Origin of the sequence: Mesorhizobium marinum (assembly GCF_040813675.1) — a bacterium.
Taxonomy (GTDB): domain Bacteria; phylum Pseudomonadota; class Alphaproteobacteria; order Rhizobiales; family Rhizobiaceae; genus Mesorhizobium_K; species Mesorhizobium_K marinum.
The window spans coordinates 1-23403 of record NZ_JBFOCI010000001.1 but is presented as its reverse complement, the minus strand read 5'-3'; the positions used below and the strand labels follow the sequence as shown (position 1 = coordinate 23403).

20 protein-coding genes are annotated in these 23403 nt (G+C 65.4%); 7 read left to right on the top strand and 13 right to left on the bottom strand.

Annotation, left to right across the window (positions count from 1 at the left end; all coding sequences use genetic code 11):
• Window positions 1-21: 21 nt before the first annotated feature.
• Complete coding sequence (locus ABUE31_RS00100; RefSeq protein WP_367721440.1) at window positions 22-927, bottom strand: polysaccharide deacetylase family protein; 906 nt, start codon at window positions 925-927, stop codon at window positions 22-24.
• A gap of 212 nt (window positions 928-1139) precedes the next feature.
• On the opposite strand from ABUE31_RS00100, the gene ABUE31_RS00095 reads away from it, so the two are divergent.
• From ABUE31_RS00095 to ABUE31_RS00075, 5 genes are read left to right on the top strand one after another with little or no spacing between them, the layout of a single operon-like run.
• Window positions 1140-1553, top strand: a complete 414-nt coding sequence (locus tag ABUE31_RS00095; RefSeq protein WP_367721439.1) for a DUF3830 family protein — start codon at window positions 1140-1142, stop codon at window positions 1551-1553.
• 4 nt (window positions 1554-1557) lie between these two features.
• Window positions 1558-2406 carry an HTD2 family dehydratase gene (locus tag ABUE31_RS00090; RefSeq protein WP_367721438.1) on the top strand — a complete coding sequence of 283 codons (849 nt, stop codon included), beginning with the start codon at window positions 1558-1560 and terminating at the stop codon, window positions 2404-2406.
• A complete protein-coding gene (locus ABUE31_RS00085) occupies window positions 2403-3566 on the top strand; it encodes a CaiB/BaiF CoA transferase family protein (RefSeq protein WP_367721437.1) in 1164 nt (387 codons plus the stop codon). Before ABUE31_RS00090 ends, ABUE31_RS00085 begins: the two co-directional genes overlap by 4 nt.
• Window positions 3563-4723, top strand: a complete 1161-nt coding sequence (locus ABUE31_RS00080; protein WP_367721436.1) for an acyl-CoA dehydrogenase family protein — start codon at window positions 3563-3565, stop codon at window positions 4721-4723. Before ABUE31_RS00085 ends, ABUE31_RS00080 begins: the two co-directional genes overlap by 4 nt.
• An 8-nt stretch (window positions 4724-4731) precedes the next feature.
• Window positions 4732-6120 carry an MmgE/PrpD family protein gene (locus tag ABUE31_RS00075; protein ID WP_367721435.1) on the top strand — a complete coding sequence of 463 codons (1389 nt, stop codon included), beginning with the start codon at window positions 4732-4734 and terminating at the stop codon, window positions 6118-6120.
• A gap of 73 nt (window positions 6121-6193) precedes the next feature.
• On the opposite strand, the gene hydA is transcribed toward ABUE31_RS00075, so the two are convergent.
• The 11 genes from hydA to ABUE31_RS00020 all read right to left on the bottom strand — a co-directional run bounded on the left by hydA (window position 6194) and on the right by ABUE31_RS00020 (window position 19989).
• A complete protein-coding gene (gene hydA, locus ABUE31_RS00070) occupies window positions 6194-7651 on the bottom strand; it encodes a dihydropyrimidinase (RefSeq protein WP_367721434.1) in 1458 nt (485 codons plus the stop codon).
• A gap of 69 nt (window positions 7652-7720) precedes the next feature.
• Window positions 7721-8662 carry an N-carbamoyl-D-amino-acid hydrolase gene (locus ABUE31_RS00065; protein WP_367721433.1) on the bottom strand — a complete coding sequence of 314 codons (942 nt, stop codon included), beginning with the start codon at window positions 8660-8662 and terminating at the stop codon, window positions 7721-7723.
• Between the two features lie 11 nt (window positions 8663-8673).
• Window positions 8674-9585, bottom strand: a complete 912-nt coding sequence (locus ABUE31_RS00060; protein WP_367721432.1) for an NAD(P)-dependent oxidoreductase — start codon at window positions 9583-9585, stop codon at window positions 8674-8676.
• Window positions 9578-9970: a carboxymuconolactone decarboxylase family protein gene (locus ABUE31_RS00055; RefSeq protein ID WP_437344049.1), complete on the bottom strand. Its 393-nt coding sequence runs from the start codon at window positions 9968-9970 to the stop codon at window positions 9578-9580. Before ABUE31_RS00055 ends, ABUE31_RS00060 begins: the two co-directional genes overlap by 8 nt.
• 23 nt (window positions 9971-9993) lie before the next feature.
• Window positions 9994-11370 (bottom strand): amidase family protein, encoded by a 1377-nt coding sequence (locus ABUE31_RS00050; protein ID WP_367721430.1) that lies wholly within the window; start codon window positions 11368-11370, stop codon window positions 9994-9996.
• Between the two features lie 280 nt (window positions 11371-11650).
• Complete coding sequence (locus tag ABUE31_RS00045; RefSeq protein ID WP_367721429.1) at window positions 11651-12820, bottom strand: ABC transporter ATP-binding protein; 1170 nt, start codon at window positions 12818-12820, stop codon at window positions 11651-11653.
• A 5-nt stretch (window positions 12821-12825) separates the two neighbouring features.
• Entirely contained in the window at window positions 12826-13662 is an 837-nt protein-coding gene (locus ABUE31_RS00040; RefSeq protein ID WP_367721428.1) for an ABC transporter permease, read from the bottom strand.
• Window positions 13663-14541 (bottom strand): ABC transporter permease, encoded by an 879-nt coding sequence (locus ABUE31_RS00035; RefSeq protein WP_367721427.1) that lies wholly within the window; start codon window positions 14539-14541, stop codon window positions 13663-13665.
• Window positions 14542-14625: 84 nt separating this feature from the next.
• A complete protein-coding gene (locus ABUE31_RS00030) occupies window positions 14626-15906 on the bottom strand; it encodes an ABC transporter substrate-binding protein (protein ID WP_367721426.1) in 1281 nt (426 codons plus the stop codon).
• 211 nt (window positions 15907-16117) lie between these two features.
• On the bottom strand, window positions 16118-17890 hold the full coding sequence (locus ABUE31_RS00025) for a hydantoinase B/oxoprolinase family protein (RefSeq protein ID WP_367722484.1): 1773 nt from the start codon (window positions 17888-17890) through the stop codon (window positions 16118-16120).
• A gap of 5 nt (window positions 17891-17895) precedes the next feature.
• Window positions 17896-19989 carry a hydantoinase/oxoprolinase family protein gene (locus ABUE31_RS00020; RefSeq protein WP_367721425.1) on the bottom strand — a complete coding sequence of 698 codons (2094 nt, stop codon included), beginning with the start codon at window positions 19987-19989 and terminating at the stop codon, window positions 17896-17898.
• A 227-nt stretch (window positions 19990-20216) separates the two neighbouring features.
• On the opposite strand from ABUE31_RS00020, the gene ABUE31_RS00015 reads away from it, so the two are divergent.
• Both ABUE31_RS00015 and ABUE31_RS00010 read left to right on the top strand, forming a co-directional pair.
• Window positions 20217-21122 carry a LysR family transcriptional regulator gene (locus ABUE31_RS00015; RefSeq protein ID WP_367721424.1) on the top strand — a complete coding sequence of 302 codons (906 nt, stop codon included), beginning with the start codon at window positions 20217-20219 and terminating at the stop codon, window positions 21120-21122.
• A gap of 45 nt (window positions 21123-21167) precedes the next feature.
• Window positions 21168-22181 (top strand): ornithine cyclodeaminase family protein, encoded by a 1014-nt coding sequence (locus ABUE31_RS00010; RefSeq protein ID WP_367721423.1) that lies wholly within the window; start codon window positions 21168-21170, stop codon window positions 22179-22181.
• A 126-nt stretch (window positions 22182-22307) separates the two neighbouring features.
• Here the strand turns inward: ABUE31_RS00010 and ABUE31_RS00005 are convergent, their stop codons facing one another.
• A complete protein-coding gene (locus ABUE31_RS00005) occupies window positions 22308-23300 on the bottom strand; it encodes an HAD family hydrolase (RefSeq protein WP_367721422.1) in 993 nt (330 codons plus the stop codon).
• Window positions 23301-23403: the final 103 nt, after the last annotated feature.

Sequence of the window (23403 nt, the reverse complement as noted above, 5' to 3'; positions counted from 1 at the left end):
GCCGGCTCGCCCTGTGAACGCTCAGATGACTTCCGGCCGCCCCTTGCCCTTGAAAGGATAGCGCTTGCGGAAGTCGGCGGCGATTTCCTCGAAAGTCATCCACTGCGTGCCGGTCTTGCCGTTGATGTGTTCGATCAGGCGCTCGAGCATCATCAGCACCTGCGGACGGCCTGCGACGTCGGGGTGGATTGTGAAGGCGAACACCGCATAATCCATCTCGCGATAGACCCAGTCGAAGGCGTCGCGCCACAAATCCTCGATATCGCGCGGATTGACGAAGCCGTGGCTGTTCGGCGCCTTCTTCATGAACATCATCGGAGGCAGGTCGTCGACGTACCAGTTGGCGCCGATCTCGACGAGGTCGATCTCCTTGCCGTGCTTGAGAGGATGCATCCAATCCTCGGCCTTCTTGGAATAGTCGATGACGTTCCAGCTGTCGCCGACGCGCGCATAGAAGGGCTGGAAATCGCGATAGCCCTGGCTGTGGTCATACTTGAAGCCGTATTTCTGAAGCAGCGCGGCGGTCGAGTTCGACATTTCCCACCACGGAGCAACGTAGCCGCGCGGCTTCTTGCCGGAGAACTTCTGGATGAGTTCGATCGACTTGACGAGCACCGCCTCTTCCTGGGTCGGCGTCATGGCGATCGGGTTCTCGTGCAGGTAGCCGTGGGCCCCGAGCTCATGGCCGTCCTTGACGATCTTCTCGATCTCCTTCGGGAAGGTCTCGATGGAATGGCCCGGAGCGAAGAAGCTGGTCTTGATGTCGTATTTCTTGAACAGGCGCAGAAGACGGGGAACGCCGACCTCGGAGGCGAAAATGCCGCGCTGGATATCGGATGGCGAATCCCCGCCGCCATAGGAGCCGATCCAGCCCGCGACGGAATCGATGTCGGTGCCGAATGCGCAGATGATTTCCTTCTTTGCCATGTCCTGTGCTCCCATTGTGGCCGTCTCGGCGGCGTGTTGGATTGTTCCAATCGCGTTGATAGGAACATGACCGCATTGAAAAATCCAGAATATTCTTTATCGTACATAACGACTTAAGCCATTGGCGTTCCACATTAATCTGGATTTCATATCAATCGATACGAGATTCTGGATCGCTGGGGGCGGGAGGAAAAGCCCGACAGGGAGGGGCCGTGACCAGCTTGAAAATCACCATCGCCGACATGGTGTTCGAGGCTCGCCTCGAAACCGAAAAGGCGCCGCGGACGGCAGCCGCCTTTGCGGAGCGCCTGCCCTTCGAAAGCAAGGTTGTGCACGTGCGATGGAGCGGCGAGGGCGTGTGGATCCCGCTCGGCGATCTCGACTTCGGGGTCGGCTACGAGAACCACACGAGCTACCCGGCGCCGGGTCAGATCCTTCTCTACCCCGGCGGCATCTCCGAGACCGAAATCCTGCTCGCCTATGGCGGCGTGCATTTTGCCAGCAAGATGGGCCAGCTCGCCGGCAATCACTTCATCACCCTGACCACCGGCCTCGACCTCCTGCCGGAGGTCGGCCGGCGCGCCCTTTGGCACGGCGCGCAGGACATCAGGTTCGAGGCCGCGTGAAGCGATGGGCGACGGCGGCTATTCCGACTGGATCGGACGGACCGAGGAACACCACGACCGGGTGACGTCAGGCCCGCTCGACCGGCTCGCCGCGACGCTCGACCGCGACGACCCGCATGCGAAAGACGGCGACAGCGTCCCGCCGCTCGGTCACTGGCTGTTCTTCCTGCCCGATGCGCGCCAGTCGGAAATCGGCCCGGACGGGCATCCGAAGCGCGGCGGCTTCCTGCCGCCGGTGCACGAACTGCCACGCCGCATGTGGGCCGGCAGCCGCATCGCATTCCCCGGCGACGTGAGGGTAGGCGACAGGATCGTGCGGCGTTCGACCATCACGTCCGTCACCGCCAAGGATGGTTCGAGCGGCCCGCTGGTCTTCGTCACCGTGCGTCACGAGATCGGCCGCGACGGCGAGGCCGCGGCCATCGTCGACGAGCACGACATCGTCTATCGCGGCCTGGAGACGCCGGCGGTGAAAGCCGCGCCGAAGACGGTCGAGCCTGGCGCGTGGCGGCGCGAACTCGTGCCCGACGCCGTCCAGCTCTTCCGCTATTCGGCGCTCACCTTCAACGGCCACCGCATCCACTATGACAGGGACTACGTCACGCGCGAAGAAGGCTATCCGGGGCTGGTCGTGCACGGTCCGCTCACCGCCACGCTGCTGGTCGATCTCGTGCGGCGCAACGCCCCCTCCTCGCGCATCGCGGACTTTTCCTTCCGCGCCGTATCGCCGCTGTTCGACGGTGGCCGGATGAGCGTCAATGCCACCCCGCCTGGCGACGACGGCCTCGTCAGGCTCTGGGCGGCGAATGCGCAGGGCCATCTCGCCATGACTGCCGAAGCGAGGCTCGCATGAACCGGCCACTCGACGGGCTGCTGGTCGTCTCGCTGGAACAGGCGATCGCCGCGCCCTACTGCACGCGGCTGCTGGCCGACAACGGAGCACGCGTCATCAAGGTGGAGCGCCCCGATGGCGGCGACTTCGCCCGCGCCTACGACAGGCGCGCGCGCGGCCTTGCCAGCCACTTCGTCTGGACGAACCGTTCGAAGGAAAGTCTCGCGCTCGACCTCAAGGAGCCGGCGGCGATCGAGGCGCTCGACCGCATCATCGCCGAAGCGGACGTCTTCGTGCAGAACCTCGCGCCCGGCGCGGCAGCAAGGCTCGGCCTCGACCATCAGACGTTGCGCACCAGGCACCCCCGGCTCATCACCTGCTCGATTTCGGGCTACGGCAGCGGCGGCCCGGCCGAGCGGCGCAAGGCCTACGATCTGCTGATCCAGGCGGAGGCCGGGTTCCTGTCCGTCACCGGCACCCGGGACGAGATGGCCAAGGCCGGCATCTCCATCGCCGATATCGCCGCCGGCGTGACGGCTTATCAGTCCATCCTGGCCGCCCTGATCAACCGGGGCCGGACGGGCGCAGGCGACAACATCGAGGTGTCGATGCTCGAAGCCATGGCCGAATGGATGGGCTTTCCGATGTATTTCGCCATGGACGGCGCGCCGCCCCCGCCGCGCAACGGCGCCGGGCATGCCACCATCTATCCCTATGGTCCCTACGACACCGCGGACGGCGGCGTGCTGTTCGGATTGCAGAACGACCGTGAATGGGCGGCCTTCGCCGAAGGCGTGCTGCTGCGGCCGGACATGGCCGCCGACAAGCGGTTCCAAGGCAACGCCGGACGCGCCGACCACAGGGAGGCGATCGAACCTGTCATCGTCGCGACCTTCGCGGCCATGACCTCCGCGCAGGCGGTCGAGCGCCTCGAACGGGCCGGCATCGGGACGGCGCGCATCAGCGACATGGCCGCGCTCTGGGCGCACCCGCAGCTCGCCGCGCGCGGTCGCTGGGCCGAGATTGGCTCGCCGGCCGGCCCGCTGCCGGCGCTGAAACCGGTCAGCGGCGACGGATGGCAGCCGCGACTCGACCCGGTGCCGGCGCTCGGCCAGCACACCGAAGCGATCCTCGCCGAGTTCGCCCTCGACCCCACCCGCATCACGAAGGGCAAGACATGATCCCCAGGCCCGACAGCCACCAGGAGATGCGCGAGGCTCTGCGCGCGCTCTGCGCGGAGTTCCCGGCGGAATACCACCGCAAGCACGACGAGGCTGCCACCTATCCCGTCGAGTTCATCGACGCGCTGACCAGGGCAGGCTGGCTCGCCGCGATGATCCCCGAGGACTACGGCGGCTCCGGCCTCGGCCTTACCGAGGCAACGGTCGTGATGGAGGAGATCAACCGCTCGGGCGGCAATGCCGGTCATTGCCACGGCCAGATGTACAATATGGGCACGCTGCTGCGGCACGGCTCCGCGCAGCAGAAGGCATTCTACCTGCCGAAGATCGCATCCGGCGAATTGCGGCTGCAGTCGATGGCGGTCACCGAGCCGACCACTGGCACCGACACGACGAGGCTGAAGACGACCGCCGTCCGGAAAGGCGACCGGTTCGTCGTCAACGGCCAGAAGGTGTGGATCAGCCGGATCCAGCATTCGGACCTGATGATCCTGCTGGCGCGCACGACGCCGCTCGCCGAGGTCCGCAAGAAGTCCGAGGGACTTTCGGTCTTCCTGGTCGACCTGCGCCAGGCACTTGGCAAGGGCATGTCGGTCAAGCCGATCCGCAACATGGTCAACCACGAGACCAACGAGCTCTTCTTCGACAATCTCGAGATTCCCGCCGAATGCCTGATCGGCGAGGAGGGCAAGGGCTTCCGGTATATCCTCGACGGCCTCAACGCCGAACGGACGCTGATCGCCGCCGAATGCATCGGCGACGGATGGTGGTTCGTCGACAAGGTCACGGGATACGCCAAGGAGCGCATCGTCTTCGACCGGCCGATCGGCCAGAACCAGGGCGTGCAGTTCCCGATCGCCCGCTCCTATGTCAACATTTCGGCGGCGAACCTGATGCGCTTCGAGGCCGCCCGGAAATTCGACGCCCGGGAAGACTGCGGCGCCGAGGCCAACATGGCGAAGCTGCTCGCAGCCGACGCCTCCTGGGAAGCGGCCAATGCGTGCATCCAGTTCCACGGCGGTTTCGGTTTCGCGGCCGAATACGACGTGGAGCGGAAGTTCCGCGAAACGCGGCTCTACCAGGTCGCTCCGATCTCGACGAACCTGATCCTGTCCTATGTCGCCGAACACATACTGGGCCTGCCACGCTCCTTTTGAGGCACTCCATGGCTAGCGAGAAGAACCCGGCGATGGCCGCGGCAACGGGCGAGGAAAGCGCCACGCTCGCGGCGTTCGCCGCCGGCCTGCGCTACGAGGACATCCCCGACGCCGTGGTCGACCGAACGATCGACTTCTTTGTCGACTGGGCCGGTTCGGTTCTCTCCGGCGCCGGCCAGCGCGCCATTGTCGCGCTGGAGAAGCTTGCGGAGACGATGGGTCCCTCCGAAGGGCGTTCCGAGATCCTCGTTTCGCGCCGCATGACCTCGCCGCTCTTCGCCGCGCTGGTCAATGCGGCGGCGGCGCACATCTCCGAACAGGACGACGTTCACAACGGCTCGGTCTTTCATCCCGCTGCGGTCGTCTTCCCGGCCGCGCTCGCCACCGCCCAGCATGTCGGCGCGTCGGGCCGCGATCTCATCGCCGCATCGGTCGCCGGCTACGAGGTGGGCATCCGGGTCGGGGAGTTCCTGGGTCGCTCGCATTACCGCGTGTTCCACACGACTGGAACCGCCGGCACGCTCGCAGCAGCGGTCGCGACCGGCCGCCTGCTTGGCCTCGATGCGGTTCGGATGCTGCATGCGATCGGCTCGGCCGGCACGCAGGCGGCGGGACTCTGGGAATTCCTGCGCGACGCGGCCGATTCCAAGCAGTTGCACACCGCCAAGGCGGCGGCCGACGGCCTGACCGCCGCCTTTCTCGCAATGGACGGCTTCACCGGCGCAAGGCGCATCCTCGAAGGCAGGCAGGGCATGGCCGCCGGGATGTCGTCCGACGCCGATCCGGCCAGGCTGGTCGACCGTCTCGGCGCACGCTGGGCCGTCCTCGAGACGTCGTTCAAGTTCCACGCCTCCTGCCGACACACGCATCCGGCCGCCGATGCCCTGCTCGGCGTGCTGGAGGCGAACGACCTCTCCGCAGGCGACGTTTCGCGCATCGTCGCGCATGTGCACCAGGGCGCGATCGACGTTCTCGGCCCGGTCACCGATCCGGTCACCGTGCACCAGGCGAAGTTCTCAATGCCGGCCACGCTCGGCCTGATCGCCACTCACCGGCGCGCGGGCATGGCCGAGTTCGACGCCTATCTCGGGGACGACGCGGCCCGCACCTTCCTTGGCCGCGTCGAGATGCAACTCGACCCGGAGGTCGATGCCGCCTATCCGAACCGCTGGATCGGCAAGGTGTCGGTCACGACGGCATCCGGAGAAGTCCTGCAGGGCCGCGTCGACGAGCCCAAGGGCGACCCCGGCAACACGCTCTCGCGCACCGAGATCGACGCCAAGGCACGGCGACTCGCCGCCTACGGCAGGACGCTCGACGCGGCTGGCATCGACCGCCTGGTGCCTGATTTGTGGTCGATCGCATCCCGCAACGAGATCGGCCGGCTGATCCCGTAGACGGCCCCGGCAGCGGGATAAAAAGAAGCCCTCCTTCCCGACGGGAAAGAGGGCTTTAAGTCGAGGGTATCTTCTATACGCCGATCGGCATGTGCTCGGCCGAGCGCGTGACGGCGCGCGGCGCGGTGAGTTCTTTCCAGGTCGATAGCGCCTTGTTCACGGCGGGGAACGGATTGCGCTTGACGAGCTTGCCGCGGCCGGGCTGCGGCTGCGAGTTCTGCCCATAGTGCCAGACGACCTCGCCGCGCGACAGCGTGTAGCGCGCCTGACCGTTGACCTTGAAGCCTTCGAACACGTTGTAGTCGATGATCGACTTCTGGTTGGCGGCCGAAATCGTCTTCGACAGCTTCGGATCCCAGACCACGATGTCGGCGTCGGAGCCCGGCAGGATCGCGCCCTTCTGAGGATAGATGTTGAGGATCTGCGCAATGTTGGTCGAAGTCACCGCGACAAACTCGTTGGGCGTGATGCGACCGGTCTCGACGCCCTTCGTCCAGAGCATGGCGAGCCTGTCCTCCAGGCCGCCCGTGCCGTTCGGTATCTTGGTGAAGTTGCCGATGCCGGTGCGCTTCTGCGCGGTGGTGAAGGCGCAGTGGTCGGTCGCCACCACCTGCAGCGACCCGGCGGCGAGGCCGGCCCACAGCGAATCCTGGTGGCTCTTGTCGCGGAAGGGCGGGCTCATCACGCGGCGCGCCGCGTAGTCCCAGTCCTTGTTCATGTACTCGCCCTCGTCGAGGGTCAGGTGCTGGATCAGCGGCTCGCCGTAGACGCGCATGCCCTTCTGCCGGGCCCGCCGGATCGCTTCGTGCGCCTGCTCGCTCGAGGTATGCACGATGTAGACCGGTACGCCGGCCGCGTCGGCGATCATGATGGCGCGGTTGGTCGCCTCGCCCTCGACCTCGGGCGGGCGCGAGTAGGCATGCGCCTCGGGTCCGGTCAGGCCTTCGTTCATGTACTTCTGCTGCAGCGCCGCGACGATGTCGCCGTTCTCGGCATGCACCAGCGGCAGCGCGCCGAGCGCCGCGCAACGCTGGAACGACGCGAACATCTCGTCGTCGTTCACCATCAGCGCGCCCTTGTAGGCCATGAAATGCTTGAAGGTGTTGATGCCGCGCCCGACCACCTTCTCCATCTCGTCGAAGTGCTGCTTCGACCAGCCATTGACGCACATGTGCAGCGAGTAGTCGGTCGAGGCCTGGCGCTTCGCCTTGGCTTCCCAGTCGTCAAGCGCCGCAAGCATGCCGTCGGGACCCGGGATGACGAAGTCGACGACCAGCGTAGTGCCGCCCGAGGCCGCGGCGAAAGTGCCGCTCTCCCAGGTCTCGGCGGCGGTCGTGCCCATGAAGGGCATTTCCAGATGGGTGTGCGGGTCGATGCCGCCCGGCATGATGTAGGCGCCGCCGGCGTCAACCACCGTGTCGCCCTTCAGGTTCGGACCGATCGCCGCGATCTTTTCGCCTTCGATCAGGAGGTCTGCTTCGTAGGTGCGGTCCGCGGCGACGATCGTTCCGCCTTTGATAACTGTCGACATATCAGTCTACTCTCCCATGTTCGTGAGGGCATTCTGCCCCGCCGAAACCCAAAAGTCAGCCTCGATTGCTCACGCCTCAGGCGGCGGTTCTGCGCCTTTTCGCTCGACGATCAGGCGATATGCCTCCGGCTCGCGATGCTTGGCGAAATTGAAGATCGTCTGCCGGTAGCGCTGGCCGAGATCGAGGTCGCAGCGCGCCGTGATCACCTCGTCCTCCAGCGAAACGGCCTGCGCGATGATCTCTCCCGACGGCGCGATGATCGCGCTCTGCGCGCACATGTTGGAGCCCTCCTCGACGCCGCACTTGGCGGTTCCGATGACCCAGGTCGCGTTCTGGTACGCGCCCGCCTGCATCGAGAGATGGTTGTGGAACTGCGTCAGGCTGTCGATGTCCTTGTGGCCGGTGTGATCGTAGGGCGTGTTGTAGCCCAGCATCACCATCTCGACGCCCTGAAGGCCCATGACGCGATAGGTTTCGGGCCAGCGCCGGTCGTTGCAGATGCACATGCCCATGACGCCGCCGAAGGCGCGCCACACCTTGAAGCCGAAGTTGCCCGGCTCGAAATAGCGCTTTTCCAGATGCTGGTGCGTACGGCCGGGTTGCGGCTCGGCATGTCCCGGCAGGTGCACCTTGCGATACTTGCCGACGATGTTGCCGGACCGGTCGACCAGGATCGACGTGTTGAAGCGGCGCTTGCGGCCGTCCTCATGCGCAAGCTCCGCATAGCCGAGATAGAAGCCGATGCCGAGCTTCTTCGCCTCGTCGAACAGCGGCTGCGTCTGCGGCCCCGGCATCTCCGTCTCGTAGTAGCTGTCGAGTTCAGCCTCGTCCTCGATCAGCCAGCGCGGGAAGAACGTGGTCAACGCCATCTCGGTGAAGACCACCAGATCGGACCCGCGCGCCTTGGCCTCGCGCATCATCTCGACCAGGCGCCTGACCGTATCCTTGCGGGTTTCGGACTTGGCGATCGGCCCCATCTGGGCAGCCGCTGCGTTGACGATCCGGGCCATTCTTTCTCCTCCTACGCCTTGCCGCCCCTGGCGGCGAGATATCTGTAGATTTCGGTGTGGTCCGCCCCCGGGCCGAGTTCCTCGGACGCCTGCGTCCACAGGGCGGCAGCGCCGCGAGCCCCCGCCGCATCGATGCCGAGGTCGTCGGCCAGTTCCGCGGCCGTGCGAAGATCCTTCGCCATCAGCGCCATCGAGAAGGCCGAAGCGAACGTGCCTGACAGCACGAACGGCTTCATCTTCACTTCCGTCGAGTTGTTGCGCCCGGTGGACGCGTTGAGCACGTCGACGAGCACGGCCGGATCGACGCCGAACCTGCCGGCGACGATCGCCGCCTCGCAGGCAGCGGCGAGACCCGCCGCAGAGACATAATTGTTGAGCGCCTTGACGGCATGGCCCGACCCGACCGGCCCGGTCGCGAAGATCGACCTGCCCATCGCCTCGAAGAGCGGCCGCGCGCGCTCGATATCGGCCGCATCGCCGCCTGCCATGATCGCCAGCGACCCGTCCTGCGCGCGCCGGACGCCGCCCGACACCGGTGCATCGACCAGCGATAGGCCCATCGCTGCGAGATCGCCGGCAAGCCGGCGCGTCTGCATCGGCGCCGAGGAACTCATGTCGACGACCAGCCCGCCCCGCGCGACGACGCCGGCCACCCCGCCGGATCCCAGCAGCGCTTCCCGCACGATCTTGCCGTCGGGCAGCATGGTGATGACGATTGAGGCGCCGTCGGCAGCCTCCCTGGCGGTCGAGAATGCCTTTCCGCCCTTCGCCGCAAAGGCATTCCGCGCATCCACCGACAGATCGCTGCCCTGCACCGCGAAACCGGCTTCAAGCAGTCGCGTTGCCATCGGCAGGCCCATCATGCCGAGGCCGACGAAGGCGACCGGTCCGGTCGCGCCTACGTGTCGCGTGCGGTCAGTCAATCTCCATTTCCTCGAACACGTCCCGGGCGATGCGGAAGCTGTCCATCGCCGCAGGCACGCCGCAATAGGTGCCGATCTGCAGGAAGACTTCCTTCAGCTCGTCCTTTGTCAGCCCGTTGTTGATCGCGCCGCGTATATGCAGCTTCAGCTCATGCGGCCGGTTCAACGCCGCGATCATGCCGAGGTTCAGGATCGAGCGGGAGCGCCGGTCGAGGCCCGGCCTGTTCCAGGTCCCGTCCCAGCACCATTCGGTGGTCAGTTGCTGCATCGACCAGTTGAACTCGTCGGCCTGTTCGAGCGAGCGATCGACATACTCCCGGCCAAGCACGGCCCGGCGCGTTTCCAGCCCGCGTTCGAAACGCTCTGATCTGGGTTTTCCGGTCACGTCTCCTCCTTCGCCTCCGGCCCTCATTGCGATGCCTCCCGCACGACGCGCTCGATCTCCAGGGCATGGCCGAGCAGGCGCTCGTCGGCTCCATGCCCGGCCTGGACAAGCAAGCTGGTCGGCAGGCCGTCGGCGTCGCGCCCGTTTGGCAACGCCACGCCGCAGAGGTCGAGGATGTTGCCGAGCATCGTGTTGCGCAGCGCCTTGATGTTGACGCGGTGGAACACCTCGTCGCTCGCTTCCAGCGGCGCGATCTCCGGGGCCGTGATCGGCGTGGTCGGCATCACGAGCAGCGCGGCGCCGAGCTGGGCGTGGAATTTGGGGATCAACCGCTGGCGGCCGCGCTGGATGGACAGCAGATCGTTGGCGGACATGTGCTTGCCGTCGACGATCCGTTTCGTCACGCGCCGATCGATCATGTCGACCTTGTCGCCGTCGATGACATCGCGATACTCATTGTAGGCTTCGGCGGCCGTCAGCGTGCCGTGCTTCGCGTTCATTTCGAGTATCTCGTCGAGCGTCTCCACCCGTTCACGCCGCACTGAGACTCCGGCGCGCGCCAGCGCTTCCAGCGAACGCTCGAAATTCGCGGCCACCGCATCGTCCGCGTCGTCGAGGACCACGTTCTGCGGCGCCAGTACTGTCAGCGCCGCCAGGTCGCCACGCCTGACAGGCGTCGTGACAGCGCCTCGCAAGGCCATGTCGAGAAGGATGCAGTCCTCGACGGAGCGCGCCAGCGGGCCGATCGTGTCGTAGGTGCGCGCCAGCGGCACCAGGCCCGTCGCGTCGATGCGGCCGGTGCTCGTCTTGTAGCCGACGACGCCGTTGAAGGCAGCCGGAATGCGTACCGAACCGCCGGTGTCCGAACCGATGGCGCATGGCACGAGGCGGGCCGCCACGGCGGCTCCGCTGCCTGACGACGAGCCTCCCGGCGAGCGTGGCGTCTTGCGATCGTTGGGGTTGGCCGGCGTGCCGAAATGCGGGTTGAGGCCAAGCCCCGAATAGGCGAGCTCGCTGAGATTGACCTTGCCGACCGACACCATGCCGGCTGACGCCGCATTGGCCACGCAGGCGAGATCGGCGGTCTTGACCGGCCCGCCCGAAAAATACTTCGATCCGGCGGTGGTCGGCGTCCCGGCGACCGCGAACAGGTCCTTCCAGGCGATCGGCACGCCGTCCAGCGGCGACAGCGGCGCACCGACCTCGTAGCGGCCTTGCGCCTTCTTTGCCTCGGCGCGGGCGCGCGCGGCGCTGACCGTGATGAAGATGTTGTCGCCCTTCGACCTGGCGATCCGGTCAAGCACGCACTCCACGAGGTCGATCGGCCCGGCCTCGCCCGAGCGGTAAGCGAGAGCGATGCCTGCCGCAGTTCGGTCGGCGATGTCTTCAATGCTGCTCAAGCCGCTCTCCTGCCAGTTTCCGGTGCGGCCAAGGCCGCCTTCCCTTGCTTCGTTCGTTTCCGGCATTTGGCCGCCATTGCGTCGGCGGCCTCTGCACGGTAAAGCTGGTCATCCGCCGACCGAGCAAACCTCGGGCGCCCGGACCTTCGCCAAAAAACATCCTCGTCACGCACGCAGCCGAACGTGCGCGTTCAACGTTTCACCTCATTTTTGCGATCTCAGCGTTCAGCCGCCACCGCAGTTTAGGCCGGGGCTAGATCCCCGGTTGCGTCCGCTTTCGTCAGTGGCCTCCCTCGAGATGGGAATCGCCGCCGGCGTCGGTATCGACCTTCGACAGCACGTGGACGTCGTCCGTGCTCCAACTCGCGACGACCTTGTCGCCCGTATCGACCTGCTCGGCGAAATAGGCACGGTCGGACACGTTGGCGACGAAGATGTCGTTCGCCGTCCTGATCGTTACCTTGACGAAGCTGCCCTGGTATTCTGTCGCCTCGACCGTGCCGGCGATGGAGTTGACTTCCTCAGCCGACGTGCCGCGGCGCAGCGCGACATGGTCGCGCCGCACCGAGAGCGAAAGCGGCGTGCCCGTCGCGGGCGCGCTGTCGATCTTCGTCTCGAAGATCGCGCCATCGGCGGACTTGAGCCTGATCAGGTCGCCGGAACTGCTCTCCACCGTCCCGCTAAGCACGTTCTGGCCGCCCATGAAGCGCGCCACGTAGGGCGTCGTCGGCTTGTTGAAGATGACATTGGCGGTGTCGGCCTGGTCGATGCGGCCGGTATCCATCACCACGACCATGTCGGCCAGCGCGATCGCCTCGGGCTGCGTATGGGTGACATGCACGAAGGTGATGCCGAGCTCGTCCTGGAGGCTCTTCAGTTCGCCGCGCATCTTCAGGCGCAGGAACTCGTCGAGCGCCGACAGCGGCTCGTCGAGCAGAAGGACCTTCGGGTTGGTGATCAGCGACCGCGCCAGTGCGACGCGCTGCTGCTGGCCGCCCGAAAGCTGCGCGGGCATGCGGTCCTTGAGGTGATCCAGTTGCACACGCGTCAGCATCTCGAGCGCTCTTCGCCGGCGCTCGTCTTTCCCGACCTTGCGCATCTTCAGGTAGAACGCGACGTTGTCCAGGATGGAGAGGTGCGGGAACAGCGCATAGCTCTGGAACATCATGGCCGTGCCGCGCTCGACCGGCGGCTTGCCCACCACCATGTCGTCGCCGATGTAGATTTCGCCTGAAGTCGGCGTTTCGTGGCCGGCAATCATCCTGAGGATAGTCGTCTTGCCGCAGCCGGACGGTCCGAGCAGGCAGCAATAGGAGCCGTGCGGGATCGTCAGGTTGATGTTCTGCACGGCGTAAGAACTGCCGAACTGCTTGGTCACGCCGACCAGCCGGATTTCGCCGCTTTCCTGGTGCGGGTGCGCGTTCGAAACAGGAGCGGCTGTTGTTGTCATGGCATTCATTTTCCGCGGGACCGTTTGCGTTGGATGAGGATGATCGACGACAGCGCAAGCGCGATGACGAGGAACGAGATGATGGTGGTGACGGTGCCGAGCGCATAGAGCGCGGGCGAGGTGACGTTGGTCGTCATCGTCCAGATCTCGAGCGGCAGCGTGTTCTTCGAGCCGACGGTCAGCCAGCTTCTCGGGAACTCGTCATAGGACAGCGTGAAGCCGAACAGCGCGACCGCGATCATGCCGGGGAAGACGATCGGCACGACGACTTCCTTCACCGTCTGCCATTTGCTGGCGCCGAGGTCATAGGCCGCCTCTTCGTAGGACGGACTGAGCCGCCCCAGCACCGCGAACATGATCAGCAGGCCGAAAGGCAGTGCCCATGACAGATGCGCGCCGAGCCCCGACGTGTACCAGGTGGCCGACCAGCCGAGGTACCGGAAGGTCACGAGCGTGCCAATCGACAGCACGAGGCCGGGCACGATCAGGCTGGCGATCGCCGTATAGAAAAGCGCTGTCGCGCCCTTGAAGCGGCGGCGGAAGGCGAAGCCCGCGGTGACCGAGATCAGCACGGTCAGGAACATGACGATCACCGCGAGCGGAAGCGAGCGGTTGAACGCGCCGACCACGTCGCCGGTGCGGCGCGGGTTGAACAACTCGTCGAACCACATCAGCGACGGGTCGCGAAGCGGGAAGACCAGCGATGCGGACGGACCCTGGAACGACAGCACGAGCACGGCGATCATCGGCCCGTAGAGGAAGATGACGAACAGGGTGAACAGCAGCGCGAGGACGTAGAAAGTCCAGGGACGCGGCCCGTAGGAGGGGTTCGAGGCAGCCATCTATCTCACCAGTTCCTTGCGTACGTCGACGAGGCGGAAGATCGCTGCGGCGATCATGAGAACGATGATCAGCAGGATCACGGCGCTCGCGGCCGCGCGCGGATAGTTGAGGAATTGCAGGTCGTTGAAGATGCCGGACGTGGCCGAACCAGACAGGCCGCCGCTCATCACCGTGACGACGAAGAAATCGCCCATCACAAGCGTGACCACGAACAGCGCTCCAAGCGCGATGCCCGTCTTGGACAGCGGCAGCACGACGTTCCAGATCACGCCCCATCGCGTCGCGCCGGCGTCGATCGCGGCTTCGAGCAGCGACTTGTCGATGCGCGCCATCGAATTGAAGATCGGCACGATCATGAACAGCGTGAACAGGTGGACGTAGGCGACCACGACCGAGAAGTCGGAATAGAGCAGCCACTGCAGCGGCTGGTCGATGACCCCCATCTTCAGCAGCGCACTGTTGATCAGGCCCTCGGTGCCCAGAACGGGGCGCCATGAAATCATGCGGATGATGTTCGAGGTCCAGAACGGCACCGTGCAGACCAGGAAAAGCCCGATCGCGGTCAACAGGTTGCGGACGTGGAAGACGAGGAAGTAGGCGATCCAGAACCCGAGCACGAAGGTGATCGCCAGCACGATCAGCGTGAACTTCAGCGTCGAGCGGTAGAGCGTCCAGGTCGTCGGGTTGGTCAAAAGGTCGACATAGTTCTTCACCGTGAAGTCGGGCACGATGCCGACCAGCATCTGGTAGCGAAAGAAGCTCACCACCACGACCAGCGCGACCGGAACGATGAAGAACAGCGCGAGAACGAGGGTCAGCGGCGCGACCTGGAGATAGGTCGGCAGCATGGATTTTGTTGCGGTCGGCGAAGGCGTCATCGGCTGTTCCGGCTGCGATCCGATATCATGCGTGGAAACGGCGGGGACGGCGGCGGAAGTCGCCGCCGTCCCCGCACGACTTTCCTAGGCGGCGTTGAACTCGTTCCACTTGGCGTAGAGGAATTCGGCCTCGTCCATCAGGTTGTTCCAGACGGCGACCTTCGAGAACCGCTCTTCGTAGGAGCCGCCGTCGCGCACGTCGCCGGCCGAGTTGGTCTTCTCGCCGGTCGGGCTGGTGATGTCGGCCGTCGCGGCCTTGCCCTCGTAGAAGAAGCCGCGCTCGTTCTCGGTCAGGGCCGCCATCGCCGTCTTCGGGTTGGCGCTGTAGTAGCCCTGCTTGGCGATGAAGCCGCCGACCCAGCCGGAGTTGTACCAGTTCAGGTACTCATAGGCCGCGTCGCGCTTCAGGCCGTCGAGGTGAGCCAGCAGGCCGAGCCCGTTGCCCCAGCCGCGATAACCTTCCTTGAGCGGCTGGTAGGTGCACTTGATGCCCTGCGTCTGAACGGCGGTGACCGCCGGCGACCACATGGACTGGATGACCACTTCGCCCGACGCCATCAGGTTCACGCTCTCGTCGAACGTGTTCCACAGCGCGCGGAAATGGCCGCCCTTCTTCAACTCGATCAGCTTGGCGATCGTCGCCGAAAGCTCGTCCTGCGTCGGGTTGCCCTTGTCGCCGTAGCTCAGCAGGCCGGCGGCCTCGCAGGCCATCATGGCGTCCATGATGCCGTTGGTCGGGATATTCTGGATCGCGGTCTTGCCCTTGAAGTCAGGCGAGATCAGGTCGGCCCAGGTCGTGACTTCTCGTCCGACGAGATCGGGGCGGATGCCCAGCGTGTCGGCGTTGTAGACGCCCGGAACGAAGTTCGCGAAGTCCGTCTTGCCGCTTGCGAAACCGTTGCTGTCCGCGGCTTCACGGTAGATGAACTCGAACGGAGAATCGCCCTGCCGGGAGACCTCTTTGCCGGCGAACGTGCCCTCCGTGTAGAGCGGGGTCAGGTCGCCCCAGTTCTTGATCTTGGAGATTTCGACGGCCTGCAGCGCGCCCTGCGGCACCGCCACCTTGCTCTGCCATATCTCGAGGTCGGCCACGTCGAGCGAGGTCGGATCCTGCACGAGCCGGTTGAGCAGGCCCGGGTGGTCGACCACCGACATCTCGACCTTGAAGCCGAGGTCCGCGCTCGCCTGCTTGGCGATGTCCGGCAGCGTCGAATAGGACATGCCGGTGTGGTTGATCGTGACGTCCTTGAGGTTCTGCGCCCAGACCATCGGGAAGCCCGTCACGGCCGTCGCACCGGCGATCGCCGCGCCGCCCTTCAGCACGGAGCGTCGCGAAACCGATCTGTTCAGAAGTGTCTTTTTCATTCCCGTTCTCCCATTTTGCTTGCGCTTTCGCGCCGTTTGGGTGGCCCGTCCGCTGTTCGTGTGCCGCATTGGCGCGGTCTCGTTTCTGAACCGGCAGTTCGGCCTGCCCGGAAGTCAATGCACGTTCGCCTTCTTCCATCCGCCACTATCCTCTGGCGAGGCAGTGTCGGCAAATGAAATCCCGCTTTTGCCCCAGCGGAATTTCAAATTCTCAGGTCCGCGCCATGTCCGCGCGCAGCGCCTTCGTCGCCTCCATGTCCAGCATCCAGTCGTAGCCGTCGTCGGCCGGGGCAAGGACGACGCCGTAGTCGTTTCGGGCATGGTCGGTGGAAATGAACCCGTCCAGCACGTCGTCCAGAACCTTTTCCGGATCGCGCTCCAGCGGGTCGCCGTAGCCGCCGCCGGTCGGCGAGAAATAGGTGATGACGTCGCCCGCCTCGGTGCGCAGGCCGGAAAACTTCGCCGGCTGATAGACGAGCTTGCCGGTCGTGTCGTTCCTGAGTTCGACCTTGCTGCAATGGCCTGGCTTGCCGCCGAACACACCCCAGGGTGGGTCATCGTTGCGGTCGGACTCGTGCGTCATGAAGCCTGGCGTCAGGTAGCGCTGCGACTTCACCACACCCGCCCCGCCGCGGAACTTGCCGGCTCCAGGAGGCGCGTCGTCGCGAACCTCGTAGCGGTCGCAGATCAGCGGCAGGTGCATGCCGAGGTCTTCCAGCGGGTTGTTGCGCGTGTTGCGCATCAGTTCCTCGACCGTATCCGGACCATCCGAGCGCGGTCGGCCGCCCATCGCGGCCTCGTTGACCTCCAGGAACACCCAGTAGTCGCCCGAGGGACGCACGCCCGAATAGGCGGCGAAGGACAGGACCGCCGCGTTGCCCGCCGTGCACTTGTCCGGCAGCACAGGCGCCAGAGCCTTGATGATCAGGTCGCAAAGCCGCTGGATCTGGCTGAAGCGGGCCTCCGCGGCGACCGGCGAGATCGGGTTGAAGATCGAGCCCAGCGGCGACGTCACCTTGACCGGCCGGAACGACCCCTCGTTCTGCGGAATGTACTCCTCATGCGTGTAGGTATCGAGGAGTAGCGCCCTGAAGGCGAAGAAGCACGCCACCTTGGTCGAGCCGTCGAAGGGCACATTGAAGGCTGTCGGCACCTGCGCCGACGAGCCCGTCGTGTCGACCTCGACGCCGTCGCCGCGCACCCTGACCGTGACCTTCAGCGGCAGATGGACGCCGCGATTGCGGCCATCGTCGTCGAGAAAGCCCTCGGCGACATAGTCTCCGTCGGGAATCTTCTCGATCTCGCGACGCAGCATGTTCTCCGTGTAGTCCATGAGCTGCCGTGTCGCCTGCAGCACCGTTTCCTTGCCGTAGGTCGCCATCAGTTGCTGGAAGCGCAGCACGCCGAGTTCGGCCGACGCGATCTGCGCCTCCAGGTCGCCCATGACGAGGCCCGGCACGCGCGTGTTGTCGCGGATGAACTTCCACAGCGGCTCGTTGCGCACGCCCTCGTTGTAGAGCTTCAGGCCGTTGAGCAGCATGCCTTCGGCGAAGACGTCCGGAATGTCGATGACGAGACCGGGCGTCGCCGCGCCGATGTCGACGTGGTGCGCCGTGTTGGCCGAGAAGCCGACCAGCTCGCCCTCGAAGAAGACCGGCATGACGATGCCGATGTCAGGCGAATGGCTGGCGCCATAGTAGGGATGGTTGTGGACTACGCAGTCGCCTGGCTTCCAGGCATCGAGCGGCACCGTCTGCTCGATGCCGCGCAGGTAGCCCGGCAGAGAGCCGATGTGCATCGGCGTCGAATCCGATTCGCACAGCGTGTTGTAGTCGCGGTCGAACAGGCCGGCGCCGAGGTCCTGGCTCTCGCGAATGATAGACGAATAGCTCATGCGGTAGAGCACGTTGCCCATCTGCTCGGCGATGGAGTGCAGCGCGCCGCCGATGACCTGCAGCGTGATGGGGTCGACGTCCTTGACCATGCCGCTCACCCCTTTGTCCGCTCGATGCGCATATCGCCGTACTCCAGCACCGCCGCGACATAGCCCGGCGGCACGATCGTCGTGGAGTTGTGCTGGACGATGAGTGCGGGTCCCGCCACCGTGTCGTCGGCCAGCAGCGCGTCGCGCCGGTAGCGCGGCGTCTCCAGCGCCTCGCCATTGTCGAACACGGTCCGGCGGCGGTAGATTTCCGCCTCCGCCGGGTTCCCCCGTCCGCCCTTGGCGAGCCTGGGCAGCTTCAGCGTATCCACTGCCACTGTCGCGATCACCCGCAGCGTCACCATCTCGGTCAGCTGGTCGCGGAACGCGTGGCCGTAGACCTGCTTGTGCGCGTTGTAGAAGTTTTCGATGACGGTCGCCGCGCTCTCGCCGGAAAGGCGGCCTGCCGGGACCTCGGCGCGCAACTCGAAACCCTGCCCGACATAGCGGCATTCCGCGACCTGCCTGAAGATGCGTTGCTTCTCCGGAATGCCGTCGGCATCAAGCTGGCGATTGGCGCGGGCGACGAGATCCTCAAGCACCGCGTTGACCCGGCCGAACTCGTCCTCGCCGGCATTGTTCAGCACCATCAGGGTCGATTGCGTGTATTCGTATTGCAGGTCGGTCACCAGAAGGCCGGTCGCCGCCGTGATGCCCGGATGCACCGGCGAGATGACGTCCTTGGCGAAGATCATCTCCGCCAGCGACACCGAATGCAGCGGCCCTGCCCCGCCGAAGCCCATGAGGGAGAAGTTCCTGGGATCGACGCCCTTGGCGACCGAGTTGGCGTTGATCGCCAGCGCCATGTTGTTGTTGATGATCTTCAGGATGCCGAGGGCCGCCGCTTCGACGGACATGTCGAGCGGCTCGGCGATATGGGCGCGGATCGCCTTTTCCGACAGCGACGCGTCGATCTTCAGGTCGCCGCCGAGGAAGTGCTCGGGATCCATGCGGCCGAGTACGACCTGCGCATCGGTCACGGTCGGCGCATCGCCGCCACGCCCGTAGCAGGCGGGACCCGGCACCGCGCCGGCCGAACGCGGCCCGACGCGGAAAGCGCCGCCCGGATCGACGTAGGCGATCGAACCGCCGCCGGCGCCGATCGCGTCGATGTCGATCATCGGCACCAGCACGGGCAGCCCGGCCACCTCGGTGTCGCGCGGGTTCTTGATGCGCAACTCGCCGTCCTCGATCACCGAGATGTCGGCCGACGTGCCGCCGATGTCGATGGTGATGACGTTGGTCTTGCCGGAATGCTCGCCGGTCCAGCGTCCGCCGATCACCCCGCCCGCGGGACCCGACAGCAGCAGCCCGATCGGCAGCTCGCTCGAATTCTCGATGGTCGAGATGCCGCCGTTGGACTGCATGATGCGGACCATCGCCCGGACACCGTTGGCACGCAGCCGCGCCTCGAGATTGCTGAGATAGGCGGAGGTCTTCGGGCCGATATAGGCGTTCATCGCAGCCGAGGAGAAACGCTCGTATTCGCGGATCGTGTTGACCACGTCCGACGAGGCCGACACGAAGGCGTCGGGCAGGATCGACTTGACGATCTCCTTGGCGCGCTGCTCGTGCTCGTTGTTGAGGAAGGAGAACAGGAAGGCGACGATGACCGCGTCCATGCCGCGTCTGGCGAACAGTTCGGCGGCCTGCCGCACCTCGTCCTCGGCGAGAGGAACCTCGATGGCGCCGGTGGGCGGCATGATCCGTTCGGTGACCGGCAGGCGGTCGCGCCTCCTGACCAGCGGCCTGGACTGCCAGGGCAGGTCGAACTGCAGGGAGAAGTTGTGCGGCCGCTTGTGGCGGGCCATGTGCAGGATGTCGCGGAAGCCGCGCGTGGTGATCATGCCGACCCTAGCGCCGTCACGCTCGATCACCATGTTGGTGGCGACCGTGGTGCCGTGGAACACCGCGTCGATCGCCCCGGGCTCGACACCGGCCAGCGCCGCGACCTTCAGGATGCCGGCGACGACGCCTTCCGACTGGTCGTGCGGCGTGCTTGGCACCTTGGTGACCACCACCTGCCGTTCGGCACCGGCGCCCGACCGTTCCAGGATGATGTCGGTGAAGGTTCCCCCGACGTCCACGCCCACCCGGATCATCCGCGCCTCCCCTGTGCGGCACGCGGACCGCAAGCCCGCCGCATCAAGCCTTCCGCTGCGGAAGAATGCGCATCCAGAACGTGCGAAAGCAACGCTGAACCACCCATTGATATGTTCACCCTAGCGCCACTTGCGGACGCTTTTTTCAATTGAGATAAGTACTAGACAGCGGATGTTTGAATGTGAAATACTAATTTCGCATAGATTGAAATGAAATCGTTATCAATGTGAGATACGATCTCAAGCATCTATCGACGTTCATAGCCGTGGCGGAAGAACTCAACTTCCACCGGGCCGCCGAACGTCTCGCCATGGCCCAGCCGGCGGTCAGCCGGATCGTCCTCGAACTGGAGGACCGGCTCGGCGTCAAGCTTCTCGAACGCACCACCCGAAAGGTCAGGCTGACCGAGTCCGGCCGCTATCTGCTCGAGGAAGCCCAGGAAATCCTGGGCCGGATCGAAGTCGCCGAGAACACCACCCGCCTGCTGGCCTCCGGCACCAAGGCGGTGCTGCGCGTCGGCTACACGACCATCACCGGCCACTCGGTCATGCCCGACATCACGCGTGAATTCCGACAGGCCAATCCGGACGTGCGGGTCGAACTCAGCTACATGACGTCGCCGGCGCAGCGCGACAAGATCCTGCAGGACGAGATCGACCTCGGCCTGATCGAAGGCCCGTTCCAGAGTTCGGAGATCGAATCCCGCCTCGTCGCGCGCCACAAGTTGTGGGCGCTGTTGCCGCCGCGCCATCCGCTGGCCGCCAAGCAGCGCCTCACGATCGAGGATCTTGCCACCGAGGAGATGGTGATCGGCACCAACGCCGAATGGCCGACCTTCCGCCGCATCGTCGTCGACGCCTTCCAGAGCGCCGGCTTGGTGATGAAGGTGGCGCAGGAGGCGCAGAGCCTGACCGGCCTGCTCGGCCTCGTCACCGCAGGCGTCGGCATTACCGTCTTCACCGCGATGCCGCGCTTCTGCGGCGAGAATGCCATCGTGCCTCGGCCGGTCGTCACGAACCCACCGGTTCTGATCGAGACCCGCCTCGTCTGGCGCCGAACCAGCATCAACATGGCCAAGCGCCGCTTCATCGAAGCGAGCCAGAAGGTTGCCGCCTCCTACATGGCGCCGTGACCCTCAGGCCGGACAAGAGCAATCGACAATGGGGAACAAACAAAAATGGAAAACTGGGCGAACCGCAAGACGCTGATCCTTGGCCGCAGCGAAATGATCGGCCTCCTGAAGCCGCACGAATACAATGACTGCGTCGAACAGGCCTACCGCATGCATGGCGAAGGCCGCTTCTACATGGACCCCAAGGGCCATATCGTCCTCGACCGCTTTCCCGGCGAATGGGAGGCCATGCCGTCCTACATCGAGGAGCCTCACGCCGCCGCCTGCAAATGGGTCTCGATCCGCGAGCGGAACCGAGAAAAGTACAACCTGCCGACGGTCTTCTCGATCCTGATCTACACCGATCCCGAGACCGGCTTCCCGCTCGCCATCGTCGACGGCAGCTACCACACGGTGATGCGCACGGGTTCGGCCGCGGCCGTCTCGACCAAGTGGATGGCGCGCAAGGATTCGAAGAAACTCGCCATCATCGGTGCCGGCCACATGGCCGAAGGCGCCATCCAGACCTGCAACGAGGTCTTCAAATGGTCGGAGGTGCGTGTCTGGAGCCGCGGCAAGGAGACGCTCGACCATTTCGTCAAGGAGATGCAGCCGAAGTTCGACCACTTCGAGATCAAGCCCTCGACCGACCTCGAGCAGACGGTGCGCGGCGCCGACGTGGTGGTGACGCTGACGCCGGCGCGCGGGCCGATCGTCATGGCCGACTGGATTTCGCCCGGCACGCATATCGCCGCCGTCGGCGCCGACAAGAAGGGCGATCAGGAACTGGAGAGCCGCCTGCTGAAGGGCGCGCGCATCTTCGTCGACGACATCCGCCAGTGCCGCACCGACGGCGAGATCAACGTGCCGCTGTCTGAAGGCGTCATCACTGAGGCCGACATCGCCGGCGAGATCGGCGAGGTCATCACCGGCAGGAAGGCGGGCCGCACGTCCGACGACGAGATCACCATCTTCGATTCCACCGGCATCGCGCTGCAGGACTCGGCGACCGTGCCGCTCGAATACGAGCGCGCGATGGCCGCCGGCGTCGGCATCGAGAAGAAGATGATTTCCACCTGATCGGGGACAGCCCCGGCCATCGGTTGGCGACGCCGGCTGCGCTTTTCCGGCGCGCCGGCCGCCTTGGAGCATTTCAGCCGGCCTATCCGGTCAAGGCGATGCGCCAGCCCGCGCCAGTCCGGATCCTCAATCCGGAAACACCTGTTTCCAGTCGTCCTTCATGCTGACGATCGTCCAGCCGCGCTTGGGGCCTTCGTCGAGGCCCTTGATGAGGACGCCGATGTGGCCCTCGCGGTCATAGGCGAATTCGCGCGCGGCGTCGTCGTGGTGCACCAGCATGCCGAAGCGGGGCCCGTCGCCTGCCGTGGTCCACTCCAGCATCGCGAAGTCGCCGTCCGAATTGCCTGCAGCAAAGATCGGACGCTGGCCTATGTGGCGCATGATGCCGACCGGCTTGCCCTCCTTGTCGTCGACAAAGGTGACGCCGCCGTTCTTCGTGATCGTGGGCGTGCCGTCCGCGGCGACCCCATAGGTGGTCTTGCCCTCCGTGCCCACGACCTGCCACGACGGAATGCCGTAGGCTTCATCTGAGAAGGAGCGGATGAAGTCGATGCCGCCGCCCGAAACGATCCAGGTCGTGAAGTCCTCGTCGCGCAGGTAGCTCAGGAGCTCGAGCATCGGCTGGTAGGTCATCTCGGCATAGGTGCGGCCGCTGGTCGGATGGGTCGCGGTGGTCACCCACTGATGGGACTTTGCCTTGAAGTCCTCCGGCGTGATCTTGCCGTGGCTGATGTTGACCACCTCGACGAGGCCTTCCACGCCGGCGGCGAGCACGCCCTTGACGTCGCCCGCGTTGGCCGCCTTGAGCACGTCGGAGGAGAGGATGGACGGGTCGGCTGCCGCCTTCTCGCGCAACACGTCCAGGGCGTAGAGGCCCTGGAAGTAGAGCGGCTGTTCGGCCCAAAGGGTGCCGTCGTTGTCGAAGACGGCGATGCGGTCCTTTTCCGGCACGAAAGTGTCGGAGTTCTCGTCGGTGACGCTTTCGACGAAGGCGATGATTGCCGCCTTCGATGCCGCGTCCTTCCACGACGGGAGCGGATCGGCGCTGGCCGCGATCGGCATGATGGCCAGTCCGAACGCGACGGCGAGTTTGGGCAACATGGTTCCGGCCATTGTCATGCGAAGTCTCCTGGATTCGATCTGTCCGCGGCGCACTGCCGTGTGAAGTTCGGTCCGGCCCCGTCGTGCGGGGCCGGACCGCGTTTGATCGCCGAGGGCGTGC